This is a genomic window from Candidatus Phycosocius spiralis (assembly GCF_030158815.1).
In the GTDB taxonomy this organism is placed as follows: Bacteria; Pseudomonadota; Alphaproteobacteria; order Caulobacterales; family Aquidulcibacteraceae; genus Aquidulcibacter; species Aquidulcibacter spiralis.
The window spans coordinates 95,807-109,458 of the sequence record NZ_BPFZ01000004.1 but is presented as its reverse complement, the minus strand read 5'-3'; the positions used below and the strand labels follow the sequence as shown (position 1 = coordinate 109,458).

General features: G+C 51.9%; 14 protein-coding genes. 5 read left to right on the top strand and 9 right to left on the bottom strand.

The genetic code is table 11. From position 1 onward, the window contains the following. Positions 1–6: 6 nt before the first annotated feature. Genes pdeM through PsB1_RS04545 form a run of 3 tightly spaced genes read right to left on the bottom strand, consistent with a single transcriptional unit; the run spans position 7 to position 3,808 of the window. Positions 7–726, bottom strand: coding sequence for a ligase-associated DNA damage response endonuclease PdeM (gene pdeM / locus PsB1_RS04555; protein ID WP_284359375.1), 720 nt, complete (start codon positions 724–726; stop codon positions 7–9). Positions 727–734: 8 nt separating this feature from the next. Continuing rightward, positions 735–1,946: an SMP-30/gluconolactonase/LRE family protein gene (locus PsB1_RS04550; protein WP_284359374.1), complete on the bottom strand. Its 1,212-nt coding sequence runs from the start codon at positions 1,944–1,946 to the stop codon at positions 735–737. 11 nt (positions 1,947–1,957) lie between these two features. Further along, a complete protein-coding gene (locus PsB1_RS04545; protein ID WP_284359373.1) occupies positions 1,958–3,808 on the bottom strand; it encodes an ABC transporter transmembrane domain-containing protein in 1,851 nt (616 codons plus the stop codon). Positions 3,809–4,024: 216 nt separating this feature from the next. On the opposite strand from PsB1_RS04545, the gene PsB1_RS04540 reads away from it, so the two are divergent. Together PsB1_RS04540 and PsB1_RS04535 are read left to right on the top strand one after the other, a co-directional pair. After that, a complete protein-coding gene (locus PsB1_RS04540; RefSeq protein WP_284359372.1) occupies positions 4,025–5,008 on the top strand; it encodes a cysteine synthase A in 984 nt (327 codons plus the stop codon). A 132-nt stretch (positions 5,009–5,140) separates the two neighbouring features. After that, positions 5,141–5,920: a sulfite exporter TauE/SafE family protein gene (locus PsB1_RS04535; RefSeq protein WP_284359371.1), complete on the top strand. Its 780-nt coding sequence runs from the start codon at positions 5,141–5,143 to the stop codon at positions 5,918–5,920. A 1-nt stretch (position 5,921) separates the two neighbouring features. Here the strand turns inward: PsB1_RS04535 and PsB1_RS04530 are convergent, their stop codons facing one another. The 6 genes from PsB1_RS04530 to hisB are packed head-to-tail and all read right to left on the bottom strand — an operon-like array spanning position 5,922 to position 9,498. Beyond that, positions 5,922–6,443: a GNAT family N-acetyltransferase gene (locus PsB1_RS04530; protein ID WP_284359370.1), complete on the bottom strand. Its 522-nt coding sequence runs from the start codon at positions 6,441–6,443 to the stop codon at positions 5,922–5,924. Further along, a complete protein-coding gene (hisE, locus tag PsB1_RS04525; protein WP_284359369.1) occupies positions 6,440–6,772 on the bottom strand; it encodes a phosphoribosyl-ATP diphosphatase in 333 nt (110 codons plus the stop codon). Before hisE ends, PsB1_RS04530 begins: the two co-directional genes overlap by 4 nt. Before the next feature lie 11 nt (positions 6,773–6,783). Then, positions 6,784–7,551, bottom strand: coding sequence for an imidazole glycerol phosphate synthase subunit HisF (hisF, locus tag PsB1_RS04520; protein WP_284359368.1), 768 nt, complete (start codon positions 7,549–7,551; stop codon positions 6,784–6,786). Further along, the gene (gene hisA, locus PsB1_RS04515) at positions 7,548–8,270 is read right to left on the bottom strand and encodes a 1-(5-phosphoribosyl)-5-[(5-phosphoribosylamino)methylideneamino]imidazole-4-carboxamide isomerase (protein WP_284359367.1); all 723 of its coding nucleotides are present in this window, start codon (positions 8,268–8,270) and stop codon (positions 7,548–7,550) included. Before hisA ends, hisF begins: the two co-directional genes overlap by 4 nt. Then, positions 8,267–8,887: an imidazole glycerol phosphate synthase subunit HisH gene (gene hisH / locus PsB1_RS04510; RefSeq protein WP_284359366.1), complete on the bottom strand. Its 621-nt coding sequence runs from the start codon at positions 8,885–8,887 to the stop codon at positions 8,267–8,269. Before hisH ends, hisA begins: the two co-directional genes overlap by 4 nt. 8 nt (positions 8,888–8,895) lie before the next feature. Beyond that, complete coding sequence (gene hisB / locus PsB1_RS04505) at positions 8,896–9,498, bottom strand: imidazoleglycerol-phosphate dehydratase HisB (protein ID WP_284359365.1); 603 nt, start codon at positions 9,496–9,498, stop codon at positions 8,896–8,898. A 277-nt stretch (positions 9,499–9,775) separates the two neighbouring features. Between hisB and PsB1_RS04500 the strand changes: the two genes are divergently transcribed. The 3 genes from PsB1_RS04500 to hslU are packed head-to-tail and all read left to right on the top strand — an operon-like array spanning position 9,776 to position 13,369. Continuing rightward, positions 9,776–11,461 carry a putative bifunctional diguanylate cyclase/phosphodiesterase gene (locus tag PsB1_RS04500; RefSeq protein ID WP_284359363.1) on the top strand — a complete coding sequence of 562 codons (1,686 nt, stop codon included), beginning with the start codon at positions 9,776–9,778 and terminating at the stop codon, positions 11,459–11,461. A 49-nt stretch (positions 11,462–11,510) separates the two neighbouring features. Then, positions 11,511–12,074 (top strand): ATP-dependent protease subunit HslV, encoded by a 564-nt coding sequence (gene hslV / locus PsB1_RS04495; protein ID WP_284359466.1) that lies wholly within the window; start codon positions 11,511–11,513, stop codon positions 12,072–12,074. Then, positions 12,071–13,369, top strand: a complete 1,299-nt coding sequence (gene hslU / locus PsB1_RS04490) for an ATP-dependent protease ATPase subunit HslU (protein ID WP_284359362.1) — start codon at positions 12,071–12,073, stop codon at positions 13,367–13,369. The genes hslV and hslU overlap by 4 nt, the downstream gene beginning before the upstream one ends. Positions 13,370–13,652: the final 283 nt, after the last annotated feature.

Genomic DNA, 13,652 nt, shown 5'->3' with positions numbered 1-13,652 from the left:
CCTGAACTAATGAAAGCCGCTTAGCCGCGCTTGCGAGATGGCATGAATTTTGGCTCTTGCCCCTTTGCCACTTGGAACCAGGGCTTGGACCTTGCTTTTAAACAGGCCAGCGAAAGCGGGGTCAGCAATGTTTAGTCCGCCCGTAAATGCGCCAAAGGCTGGCATGATCAGGCTGCGCCCATCGGTGACAAAGCAGCGCCGCCGCACACTGGCCCCTCTTTTCCCAACAACACGGGCGCACGGGTGCAAATGGCCCGCGACCTCGCCCGCTGTCTCACCCGTTGGTTCATGACGAAACAAGAGGCCATCATGGACAAGCTGCGCACAGCGCAGCCCTGCCAGCCAGTCTGGGGGTGCCGGATCGTGATTGCCTTCAATCCAGATGGTTGGGATATGGGTCACCAGGGCTTGGAGCGCCGCTTTGTCGCTTGGGGCCAAGCGCGCGCCCGCATCCACATCATGAAAACTATCGCCCAAAGCGATCAGGGTCTTAGGCGTCAGTCGATCCATCAGCCGCTTTAAGCGGTCCAGCGTCTCGGCGGTATCAAACGGCGGCAACATCAATCCGCGCCGCGCAAGGGCAGAGCCTTTTTCAATATGCAGATCCGAAACAATCAGGGTTTGGCTGCGCGGCAGATAAAGTCCCGCTTCGGCTAAAGCGACAACTGGGGTTTGGTGGAGGACAAATCCAAGTCCAAAGCCGGGGCCAGTGCTGGTATCGGGCATGATCGGCTTTATTTGGGCGCGCCCGAAGCGCCCGTTTTAGCGGCTTTTTCGGCTTCCTTGGCCAGTTCGTCGCGTTCGGGATCCAGTAAGCGCTGGGCAGGATGGCTTTCTGATTGTTTCCAGACTTTGGGCAATTGACAAACCCGAATGCCTTTTTCAAACACACTGCCCATGATCAAAAGCTCGCCCTCGCGCACCCCAACCGAGGCAGCCGAAAACCCATCGCTGCCGTCTTTGAGATAAACCTGATCTACTTTGCCACCCTTGCCGGATGGGGAGGGTTCTAAAATCAAAACCTGGCTCGGTGCAGTTTGCTTAGCGTCTCTGGCGTGGCGAATAAAGCTTAGAAGTTTTGGATGGGCCGCCATCCAAACCGTGCCGTCGGGCTCAACGTCCAGATTATCAATGCCAGAGCCGATGAGAGCCGCGTCGCGCTGCTTAATCGCGCCTGAGCTTGGGTCACGGTCATAAAGATAGACCGCCCGGCTCATTGTTCCGCTGGCATAGAGGGTTTTGCCGTCCGGAGATAGGGCAACAGAATTGGCAAATCCAATCCCGCTTGCCAGTTTGGTACCTTTGATGCCATCAAAATACCAGATCGCACCTGTGCGATCAGTGCCAGTGATGAGGTTGAGGGCTTCGGACAGCGAACCTTGCTTGAAGTCGGTTTCACTCGTTGCATAGAAGCTATTTTCACTCGTGGCGGCAATATCATTGATCCGAGTCAGGCCTTCTATCGCCACCGTACGACGCAACTTTAATGTGCCGTCGCTTTGTTGATCATAGATTTCTACCGTGGTTCCTGTTGCGTCATAGGCTCCGCGTGAGTGGTTAACGACCATGATCGTGGTCTGTCCGGTGGCTGATTTGTATAAGGAGATGCCATGGGGATGGAAAGCCTTTGGCTGCCCATTAGTAAGATCAACACGGGCGATATCCTGCTCTATGTTCGCTAAGGATATGCCATAAATTGCCCCGCGTACGGGCTTACCACCCGTTGCGCTTCGCCGGTCATCGGAAGCCACAAAGAGACGGTTTTGTGCCCGATCAATCGCAAAATCCTCCGAACCAGGCATCCCACCGACGTCCCGACAGCTGCCCTCAAACACTGGCACAAGCGTAGTGAATTCTCCTGACCGTGCGGCGGTGCGAAACCACGTGTAAGAAAGGGTGGAAACCAAGATCACACCGGTCAAAACTAGAATTTGAGAGCGTTTCATGGGTCAGTCTTTCACGCGAACATTTGGGGTTCAAACTGCAATTTGGCCAAATGGGCGTAAAGCCCACCCTTGGCCACCAAGTCGTAATGGGTGCCTTGCTCCACGACTTGGCCTTTATCTAACACAATGATCCAATCGGCACGCTGAACCGTGGCTAGGCGGTGGGCGATCACCAAGGTTGTTCGATTGGTCATGGCCTCATCAAAGGCCTTTTGCACCAAGCGCTCGTTTTCAGCGTCCAAGGCGCTGGTGGCTTCATCGAGTAGCAGGATTGGGGCGTCGCGCACCAAGGCCCGCGCAATGGCGAGGCGTTGGCGCTCCCCACCCGATAAAGCACGCCCACGGTCGCCTATCGCTTGATCATAGCCTCCAAGGCGCGACAGAATAAAGGGTTCTGCCTCGGCCCGGCGAGCGGCTTCTTGGGCCATCTTGGGTGTGGCGTAAGGATTCCCAAATAAAATATTGTCCATAGCTGTGCCCGTGAACAGATCTGGATTTTGTGAAACATAGGCAAAACGATCACGCCAGCTATCTGGCCCTAAATCGCGGGCATCGACGCTATCTAAGGTAATTACGCCTGAACTAGGGTCATAATAACGCAGCAATAGCCTAAACAAAGTGGACTTACCCGCCCCTGATGGACCAACGATCGCAACCGTTTGGCCAGGACGAACTTCAAAACTAACCCCGATCAGGGCATTGCGGTCGCTGTCACTAGGATAGGCAAAAGTGACGTCCTTAAACCTTACCCAGCCAAGAGATTCGGTGGGGAAGCATTTAGGCTGAAGGGGTGCGGCAATATCTGGAACTTCATCAAGAATTTCCGATAAGCGTTGGGTGGCTCCTGCGGCCTTTTGAATATCGCCCCACACTTCCGCTAATGCCCCAACCCCAGAACCTGCAAGCAGCGATAAAATAACAAATTGGGTTAAGGCACCTGGCGTCATGTTGCCTTCGAGCACCGAACGCGTGCCTTCCCACAACACAAAGGAAATCCCGCTAAACACAATGCTGATCGCCAAGGCCGTCATCACACTGCGCGCCGCAATCCGTCTACGCGCAGCAGTAAAGCTGATTTCTATCGCTTGGCGAAACCGGCCACGCACATAATCGACCCGCCCAAAAGCCTGAACCGTTTCAATCGCATCAAGGCTCTCTGAGGCTTCTGCCGCCGCTTCAGCGATGCGATCTTGCGCAGAGGTCGACAGGTTTCGTACGCGCCGGCCAATGGTGAATAAAGGGACTAAGACCAAGGGGATGATCAAAAGCACCATCAGGGTCAGTTTAAAACTCGTAACCACCATCATCGATAAGCCACCGGCCAACATCACCAAATTGCGGATTGCGATGGAAGCAGATGAGCCGACTAATGAATCGATCAAAGTCGCATCAACAGTCAGGCGCGAGAGCGCTTCACCTGTGCGCACGCGCGCAAAATAAGAAGGCGATAGGCCGATCAGTCGGTCATAAACATCGGCGCGCAAGTCAGCTACCACCCGCTCTCCCAGCTTGGTGACAAAATAAAAGCGAGAAGCCGCAAAAATTGCCATGCTCAAAGCCACCCCGACCAATAGAAGAAACCACTGGTTAACGGCTTCAGGGGTTGCGGTGGCAAACCCACGGTCTACCAAAGCACGCGCTGCAACGGGCAGGGCCAAGGTAGCGGCGGCGGCAAGGATTAAAAAAATTGCAGCGGCAGCTACATCTATTGGGCGGCGTTGAATATAGGGAATGAGACGGAGAAGGGGCCTCAAGTCAGAGCTACGGCCCCTCTTGGTGGCGGCTTCTGCAATCAGTTCAGCTTGTAAGGCACCCCGACTTGGTCGGTCTGGGCTCACGCGGTTAGCGGCGGTATCGGTCATGGGCGACGGGTTAGCACGCGCCAGCGCATGGTGAAAGTTTGACGACAGTTAAATTGATACTGAGTTGCGCGTTTGACTTTGATGCATTCATCCTCTCAGCTAAAACACATGCTTTGAGGTTGACGGTTTACGCCTTGTCCAGCCCATGATGGGCTAGGCCCTTGGTTTATTTATGGGTAGCGGCCGATAAACACCTAAGCCAATGATAGGAACATCATGACTATTTGTGCCCGCTCCGTCATTGATCTCATTGGAAACACGCCTTTGGTGCGGCTGAAGGATGCCAGTAAGGCCACAAGTTGTGAGATATTGGGTAAAGCGGAGTTTTTAAATCCAGGCCAATCGGTGAAGGATCGTGCAGCATTGGGTATCATCCGCGATGCCCAGAACCGCGGCTTACTCAAGCCCGGTGGACTTATTGTTGAAGGCACCGCTGGCAATACAGGTATTGGGCTTGCCATGGTCGCCAATGCTCTGGGTTATCGCTGTAAGATTGTGATGCCCAAAACCCAATCGCTAGAGAAAAAGGATGCTGTGAAACTCTATGGCGCGGAATTGATGGAAGTTGACGCCGTCGCCTTTACCCATCCCGATCATTATACTAAAATTTCTAAGCGAATTGCAGAAAGCGAAGGTGGGTTTTGGGCCAACCAGTTTGATAATATCGCCAATCGCCAAGCCCATGAGGACACGACAGGTCCTGAAATCTGGGATCAAACTCAAGGCAAGATTGATGGATTCATTTGTTCGGTTGGCTCAGGGGGTACTTTGGGCGGAATCAGTCGCGCACTTAAGGCGCGAAACCCTGGGATCTCGATCGGCATCGCCGACCCAGGTGGGGCAGCCTTATATCATTGGTATAAGCATGGCGAGTTGCGGGCGGACGGCACCTCCATCACAGAAGGTATCGGACAAAGTCGGTTAACAGCAAATCTCGAAGACGTCAAAGTGGATTATGCCTACAGGGTTGAGGATCAAGAATGGCTAACAGTCTTGTTTGACCTTGTGAAGCACGAGGGCTTAGCGATTGGTGGCTCGGCAGCACTTAATGTAGTTGGGGCAATACGACTGGCAGAAGAATTGGGTCCGGGCAAAACCATCGTCACTATTTTATGCGATAATGCGAGCCGCTATCAAAGCAAGCTGTTCAACCGTGCCTTTTTAATCTCAAAGAATCTGCCTGTTGCTGATTGGCTTTAGGGCTTATCCATAAGTCTTCTGTCTGGCATCTATTAGGATTTCTCACGACTGGTTGAAGCTTGCGATTGTCGCTTAACATGATGATGACACTTATAGGGTCCAACCGACCAGACTTGGCGTGAAGGAAGTCCTTTGATTGAGTTTGTGGCACATCAATTACAAGTAATTTGGCCGTTTGTTGCCGTTGGATTTGTCGCGCAATTGGTCGATGGGGCTTTGGGCATGGCGTTTGGCGTCATCACCAGCACGCTTTTGGTCAGCATACTTGGCATGCCACCGGCGCGGGCTTCCTCTATGGTTCACATTGTTGAAATTTTTACCACCGCAGCTTCAGCCATCAGCCATACACTGCACAAGAATGTCAATTGGCACCTGTTTGCGCTTTTAGTGATACCCGGCATGATTGGCGGCATAAGTGGGGCCTATATCTTATCCAATATTCATGCCGAGACCTCACGACCCATCGTTATGACCTATTTGGCCTGTATTGGTGTTTATCTGCTATGGCGGGGCTGGCGGATGTCAAAACAGCAAATACATCGAACTGCTAAATTCGCGGCCCCTTTAGGGCTAGTCGGCGGCTTTTTGGATGCGGTAGGTGGGGGTGGTTGGGGGCCTGTTGTGACCTCAAACCTCCTTGTTCAAGGCAGTGAACCGCGCATCACCATTGGCACTGTCAATACGGCAGAGTTTTTCTTAACTGTAGTCATTTCTGCGACTTTTATCGTTACCCTTGGTTGGGAAGCCTTTACGCTTGCCACGATTGGCCTGATTATTGGTGGTTTGATGGCAGCACCCTTTGGTGCTGTTTTGGCCAAGCGTATTCCTGCCAAACAGCTGATGTTCTTGGTGGGTGTCGTCTTGACGTTAACGAGCCTCTATTCGCTGGCACGCGCGTTAAAGCTGGTTTGAGTTAAAGACCTAAGCGCAGGATGCGCTCATCATCTATGGTATTGCCGACTTTGAAATCATAGGATCCAACTGTCTCAAAACCATAGTGACGATAAAAGGCGATGGCCCGATCATTATAGGCCCAAACCCCAAGATAAAGGGCGGGTACTTTAGAAGCTTTCGCCCATGCCAAGGCACGCTCCATCAAACGGTGTGCTAGTCCCGTCCCTTTTTGCGCAGAGGCGACATATAAACGATAAAGCTCTATCGCGGTGGGTTCTGCGGGCTGATAAGGCAGGCTCATCGGGCCATAATCGATGAACCCGACGAGTTCAGCGGCCAAATACGCAACCTCAATCCTACGTTCGGTTTCTGTCAAATCGGCCAGCGTCCGTGTGATACTAAAGCGCTCTTCTCGAAAAAAATCTTTATCCTCTGGTGGATAAATATGGCCAAATGTATGCATAAAGCTCTGCTCGCCAAATGCCGCCAATGCAGCAGCGTCAGCCACTTGAGCTGGGCGAATATCGATCTGCTCACTCATGACGGAGTTCGACTTGCCTTTTCTTCTAACCCAGAGCGTCCAATTCTTGCCACTATAACCCCTACCACATCTGGCCCACTAATCCCACGTGACGCCAAAGCAACGCCGAAATGATAGAGGAGATCGGCAGCCTCGTGCGCTACATCGGTAGCGGAACCACTCACCAGCGCCAAGGCTAATTCTACCCCCTCTTCGCCCAGTTTTTTTGCGCAATGAGCTGTGCCCTGACCTATAAGTTTTGCGGTGTAACTGGTTGAAGGATCCGCTTGGGATTTGGTGTTGATTTGTTCGAGCAACTGGTCCAGCGCTTGGCCTAATGTTAGGGTCATGTATGACTTCCTTAAAACGGAACTCGAACCGGGGCACCCGCTTTGGCAAGGGCCTTGCGTGCTTCTTCTAAAGAATAGGTACGAAAATGAAAGATCGACGCTGCCAAAACAGCATTGGCGCGACCCACTATAACGCCCTGCACCAAATCATCGAGGCTACCCACCCCACCTGAGGCGATGACAGGGACACTAACCTGATCAGCAATCGTGGCGGTTAAGGCCAAATCATAGCCTGATTTCGTACCATCCTTATCCATTGACGTAACAAGAAGCTCACCTGCCCCACGTGCCACAACATCTTTGGCAAAGGCGATTGCATCGATCCCAGTTGGCTTACGCCCTCCATGGGTGAATATCTCCCAGCGATCTTGGGCCACTTGTTTGGCGTCAATCGCAACCACCACGCATTGCGCCCCAAAGCGGCGGGCGGCAGCAGTCACAAGGCTAGGATCGTTGATCGCAGCTGTATTGATCGCCACCTTATCTGCGCCTGCCAGCAATAGCGCTCTAAAATCATCGGTTGTACGCACCCCGCCACCGACCGTTAGGGGCGTAAAACAAACCTCTGCCGTGCGCTGTACGACATCCAGCATGGTGCCACGGCCTTCATGACTTGCGGAAATATCCAAAAAGCAGATCTCATCGGCACCTTCTGCATCATAAAATTGGGCTTGCTCGACCGGATCACCTGCATCGCGTAAGCCCTCAAACTGTACGCCTTTCACCACACGACCATTTATGACATCTAAGCAAGGAATAATGCGAACTTTCAAAGTCATGAGGCCAGACTCAAAGCCTCATGAGGATCAATGAGCCCGTCATAAAGCGCACGGCCAAGGATTACGCCGGCGACGGGCTTTCCAACCCGCGCTTTAAGAGCAACGATATCTTCAACCCCGGCAAGCCCACCAGATGCAATCACATCCATCCCAACCGCATCGGCAATAGTGCCAGTGAAGTCGATATTGATCCCGGATTTGGTACCATCGCGGCCCACGTCGGTGACAATTAATGCACTCACCCCGACATCTTCAAACTGGCGGGCAAGGTCAAGGGCAGCCAAATCCGTGGTCTCAACCCAGCCTTGGACGGCCACCATGCCGTCAATCGCATCAATACCAACGGCGACTTGCCCTGGAAATGCGCGCACAGCATCGCGAACGAACTGAGGGTTTTTTGCCGCAACCGTCCCCAAAATCACCCGCGTGACCCCTAACTTTAATGCCGTTTCTATGGCTGCAAAATCGCGTATACCCCCGCCCAATTGTATGGGGAGATGTGTATGTGCGCGGATGGCAGCGATGGCTTCGTGGTTAACCCCTGCACCAGACAATGCACCATCAAGGTCTACAAGGTGCAAATAGCCAAACCCCATGGCTTCAAAACAGGCGGCGCGTGCACCAGGATCGGTATCGAACACCGTCATTCTGGCAAAATCACCTTTCACTAACCGCACAGCTTGGCCGCCTTTTAGATCGATCGCGGGATAGAGGATCATAGCTTGAGCCACTCTTCCAATAACAATAAGCCAGCTTTCTGGCTTTTTTCGGGGTGGAATTGAACCCCAAACAAATTGTCTTTCTGGATCGCCGCGGCAAAGCGCTCCTCGCCATAGCTGCACCAAGCTGCAACTTCTGAGGGGTTTACAGCTCGAAAGGCATAAGAATGGACGAAATAGACATCTTGAGGTCCATCCCATGTCGCCATAAACTGACAATCAGAACTGGGCTCAGCGCGGTTCCAACCCATATGGGGAATTTTGAGCTGTCGATCGCCGGGCTTTAAGACCGAAACAACACCCTTGATCCAACCAAGACCGGGCGTCGTCCCAAATTCAATACTCATCTCAGCCATCAATTGCATGCCAACACAAATGCCTAGAAAAGGGACACCATCAACCATAACACGGGCTTCTATTGCAGCTCTTAGGCCTGGAACTCCTGCCAAATTTGCCACACAATCACCAAAAGCCCCAACCCCTGGTAAGAGGATCTGATCGGCCCGAGTGATGAGGTCTGGATCGGCCGTGACCCGTACATCACGTGCCCCTGCGGCCTCAAGTGCCTTTTGCGCTGAACGTATGTTACCCGATCCATAATCAATCAGTGCCAGCATTGTGTCGCTTACAGCACACCCTTCGTTGACGCCAAGCCACCTCCAAGGCGGGGGTCAATCTCAATCGCACTACGCAGGGCGCGCGCTAAAGCTTTAAAACAACTCTCGATGATATGGTGGGTGTTTTGTCCATACAAAGTCTCAACATGCAAACATAAACCGCCATGGCTTGCAAAAGCATGGAACCATTCCTTGAACAATTCAGTGTCCATATCACCGACTTTAGGGCGCTCGAACACCACCTGCCAAACCAGATAAGGGCGGTTTGCCAAGTCAATACAAGCCCGACTTAGGGTTTCATCCATAGGGACATAGGCGCTACCAAACCGCTTGATGCCAGCAAAATCACCCAAAGCCGCCTTGATCGCTTGGCCCATGACAATGCCCGTATCCTCCACCGTGTGGTGCATATCAATATGCAGATCACCTTTTGTGTCCACGGATATGTCCATCATGGCATGCTTGGCGAAACTTTCCAGCATATGATCGAAGAAGCCGATACCCGTTGAGACTTGGGCCAAGCCAGTGCCGTCCAAATTCACCGTAACCGAGATTTGGGTTTCCTTGGTGTTGCGATGAATGGTGGCGGTGCGCACGAGCTTCCCTTTCACTTGGGCTTGTCTAAGGCGGGCTGAAGTCAGCTTAAACTCTCACACCATAATGCTAAGGCGTAGTAAAGGAAACCAAGGTGTGACCTTCAACTGCCTTGGCCTTGTAACCATTCGGTTAAGCGGACGTCAATCTAATCATGGCAAAAGAATAATCGTTTGGCCTTGCAGCTATCCTTAGGGCCAAGTTCGGACCCAGTAGGCGTGTGTATCAGTGGGAAGCTGGCTCGATTATCTTAGACAATCCCTTGCTGGGAAGCTAACTCTGGCATTTTTAGCCTTGAGTAGCCTTAGTGCCCTATGTGGGGGTCTGGCGTTGGTGTACATCTTTGGCCTTGAAGCCAGATTGGCCTGGCCACTTGGCTTGGCTATACTTGCGCTATGCTTGGCATCAACCATTTTTTTCTTCTTGGTATCGCGCATCTCTCATACCTTGGTCGAAATGACCCAATTCGCCCAGGACACCAATCTCCAGCGCCTTGATAAGCGTGTGAATGTTCAATCCGGCGATGAATTGGAGCATCTAGCGAACTCACTTAACCGCATGGTGTACCGCTTAGACACCTCCATGAAGCGCATTCAACAATTGGCGTTTGTAGACAGCATAACCGAATTACCAAACAGAGAACGGTTTCGCTTGGAAACCGAAGAGGCTTTCAAATCCAATTCTGCCCATGATTTAGTGGGTGCTGTTATATGTTTTGATATCGACAAATTTATCCGGGTACAAGAAACATTGGGGCAAATCGCTGGCGAGGGATTGCTAGGACAAGTCGCTGAACGTCTAACGGCTGCGGTTCTGGCGTCCGACCGAATGGTTAGGCTTCAAACTAGCCTGACGCGCCCAGCTCTATTAGCCAGAACTGGGATTTCTGAATTTTCTGTTTTATTGCCCGATATTCGTGAACCAACCCAAGCAGGTCGATTTGCGCAATTGGTTGCGGCGGCCCTGCGCCAACATTTTGAGCTTGGTGTTCATCGCATTGTATTAGGGGCATGTGCTGGGATTGCGATTTTTCCCCAAGATGGTGAGAGTGGTACGGAGATCCTGCGTTCAGCGGATTTAGCCCTTAGTCATGCGCGTACAGACGGGCCCAATCGCTGTGTGTTTTTTACCCGCAATATGAACCAACGCGCCTTGGAAAAATTAGTGCTTGAAAGTGACATCCGTGCTGGAATTGAACAAGGTCAATTCATTACTTTTTTTCAGCCTAAGGTCGATCTTGATAGTGGCCGCATCCATGGCTGTGAAGCTTTGGTGCGTTGGAACCACCCGACCCATGGCTTAATCTCGCCATATAAATTCATAGAAGCGGCTGAAGAAACTGGCCTAATTATGCCCCTTGGCGATTATATCATGCGTGATGCTGCGAAAAAAGCGGCTGGTTGGTTGCGCCGCGGGATTGCCGTTCGGGTAGCCGTTAATGTATCAGCGATGCAGTTTAGTGAAGACACTTTCACGGCCAAAGTTCTCCATATCTTGGCTGAAACCGGACTTCCAGCATCCTTGTTTGAGCTGGAAATTACCGAATCAATCGCCATGAGCAATCCAGAGCGTGTCATTCGCTTGTTAGAACCTCTTCGTCAAAAGGGCGTGCGGATCGCAATTGATGATTTTGGTACTGGTTATTCCAATTTGGCCGCCCTTACGCGCATGCCGTTCGATATATTCAAAATTGACCAAAGCTTTGTCACGGCACTTGGCAAAGATGGTAATGCCCCTACCATGATTGAAACAATCATTGCTATGGCAGGTGGGCTCAATTACGAAACCGTGGCAGAAGGGGTTGAGACCCACGAGCAGGCCGCCTTCTTAAAAACCCGTGGTGCAACCCTGGGTCAAGGATTCTTATTCGGCGCGCCTATGGCTTCTGACGCCTTTGAGGCACATGCCCGTACTTGGGCAGTCAGGATGGACGAATCCTTCTTACAGCTCGCTTCGCACGAACATCATTCCTCCAATTAAGGCAAGTCCGCGCCTTGAAGTTATCTGAAACAGACGCCATACCTAAATGATGAGCGATTTTGAACGTCTAAGTGCCAACTGGCGCGGTACAACCATTTTGGCGGTACGAAAGAATGGGCATGTCGTGGTGGTTGGCGATGGACAAGTCTCGATCGGCAATACCGTGATGAAGCATGGCGCACGTAAGGTACGGACGCTTGCAGGGGGTAGTGTCCTGACAGGATTCGCTGGGGCCACCGCTGATGCGTTTACCTTGTTTGAGCGACTTGAAGCAAAATTAGAGCGTTTTCCAGGCCAATTGTTGCGGGCAAGTGTTGAATTGGCCAAGGATTGGCGGACGGACCGATACCTACGCCGCCTTGAAGCCATGTTAATCTGTGCCGATTTGGAAGGCACCTATGTTCTCACTGGAACTGGAGACGTATTAGAGCCCGATCACCCAGTTGCAGCCATTGGCTCTGGTGGTGGCTATGCTCTCGCCGCTGCTCGCGCACTTTACGAGCAAGATTTGGATGCGGAAACGATTGCCCGCAAAGCCATGTCGATCGCAGCCGACATGTGCGTTTTCACCAATGCTCATTTGACCCTTGAACAATTGGTCCCAACCCCATGACCGATCTTTCTCCCCGCGAAATAGTATCTGAATTGGATCGTCATGTCATTGGCCAAAACGATGCCAAACGCGCAGTGGCAATTGCACTTAGAAATCGTTGGCGACGAAAGCGCCTGCCCGAACGTCTGCGCGATGAAACGACGCCCAAAAACATATTGATGATCGGACCCACAGGTGTGGGAAAGACAGAAATTGCACGTCGATTAGCAAAACTTGCCGGCGCACCCTTTGTCAAAGTAGAAGCCACCAAATTTACAGAAGTTGGCTATGTTGGACGTGATGTGGACCAAATCATTCGCGACTTGGTTGAAGCTGCGATCCATCTGGTTCGTGATCGCCGGCGCAAGGACGTTCGTGCAAAAGCTGAAAGCCTTGCCGAAGACCGCGTGCTGGATGCATTGGTTGGTCAGGGGGCTAGTCAGGGTACACGTGAAGTTTTTCGCAAAAAGCTTCGTGAGGGACTATTGGCGACCAAGGAGATCGAGCTCGATTTTGAACTCACTTCGCCCACTACAGCGATGATGGACTTTCCAGGTGCTCCGGGGGGCATGGTTGACCTTGGCGCGATGTTACAAAGCCTATCGGGTGCAAAAAAGCGCACCCGCAAAACCACAGTGGCGGAAGCCTATGAACCTTTGGTTACCGAAGAGAGTGATAAACTACTCGACAAAGATTCCATGACCCAGGAAGCTCTCTATCTGGCGGAAACCGAGGGCGTTGTGTTTATCGATGAAGTCGACAAAATCTGCGCCCGCGCTGAACGCCAGGGTGCAGATGTCAGCCGCGAAGGAGTACAGCGCGATTTATTGCCTCTGATCGAAGGCACAACCGTATCAACCAAGCATGGCGCGATTAAAACCAACTTTATATTGTTCATTGCATCTGGTGCCTTTCACGTTGCTAAGCCATCTGACCTCCTACCTGAATTGCAAGGTCGCCTACCCATTCGCGTCGAACTTCAAGCCCTCACGCGCGATGATTTCCGCCGAATTTTGACCGAACCTGAAGCCAGCCTCGTTAAGCAATATATTGGCTTGATGGACACTGAAGGTGTGAACTTGATATTCACGGACGATGCCATCGATGCGATCGCCGATGTCGCGGTTGGGGTCAATACAAGCGTCGAAAATATCGGTGCACGCCGCCTCCAGACGGTCCTTGAGCGCGTGCTGGATGATATCAGCTTTCATGCTACCGACCGTGGAGGTGAAACCATTGAAATTACTGGGGCTTATGTGCGAGAAAAGGTAGAAGGTTTGTCGAAAAACTCAGATTTAAGCCGATTTGTGCTGTAATTCAGCTCACATATTTGGTCAAAACTTGTCGACATTGTACCTAAGATGATGTGACTCCTAGGACTTAGCCGCCAAGTTAGCCGACCAATTGGGTCACCATTCTGTTTAATCTTATGAGGGAGAACGGCACGCACTATCACCCCATCAGGATGACGTTGGGTATTGAGTTAGGGAAGGCGTTACCTCAGGCTGTCAAGGTTAGAGGCTACCCACATGGAATCAGTCTAACGTCAATCGGCTATAGCTTATTTGCATTCCAACACAGCGAATGAAACTTCATTCA

Bases quoted from the DNA above. Each gene is read 5' to 3' on its own strand.
- pdeM (WP_284359375.1), bottom strand. From the start codon at position 726: ATGCCCGATACCAGCACTGGCCCCGGCTTTGGACTTGGATTTGTCCTC.
- PsB1_RS04550 (WP_284359374.1), bottom strand. From the start codon at position 1,946: ATGAAACGCTCTCAAATTCTAGTTTTGACCGGTGTGATCTTGGTTTCC.
- PsB1_RS04545 (WP_284359373.1), bottom strand. From the start codon at position 3,808: ATGACCGATACCGCCGCTAACCGCGTGAGCCCAGACCGACCAAGTCGG.
- PsB1_RS04540 (WP_284359372.1), top strand. From the start codon at position 4,025: ATGACTATTTGTGCCCGCTCCGTCATTGATCTCATTGGAAACACGCCT.
- PsB1_RS04530 (WP_284359370.1), bottom strand. From the start codon at position 6,443: ATGAGTGAGCAGATCGATATTCGCCCAGCTCAAGTGGCTGACGCTGCT.
- hisE (WP_284359369.1), bottom strand. From the start codon at position 6,772: ATGACCCTAACATTAGGCCAAGCGCTGGACCAGTTGCTCGAACAAATC.
- hisF (WP_284359368.1), bottom strand. From the start codon at position 7,551: ATGACTTTGAAAGTTCGCATTATTCCTTGCTTAGATGTCATAAATGGT.
- hisA (WP_284359367.1), bottom strand. From the start codon at position 8,270: ATGATCCTCTATCCCGCGATCGATCTAAAAGGCGGCCAAGCTGTGCGG.
- hisH (WP_284359366.1), bottom strand. From the start codon at position 8,887: ATGCTGGCACTGATTGATTATGGATCGGGTAACATACGTTCAGCGCAA.
- hslV (WP_284359466.1), top strand. From the start codon at position 11,511: ATGAGCGATTTTGAACGTCTAAGTGCCAACTGGCGCGGTACAACCATT.
- hslU (WP_284359362.1), top strand. From the start codon at position 12,071: ATGACCGATCTTTCTCCCCGCGAAATAGTATCTGAATTGGATCGTCAT.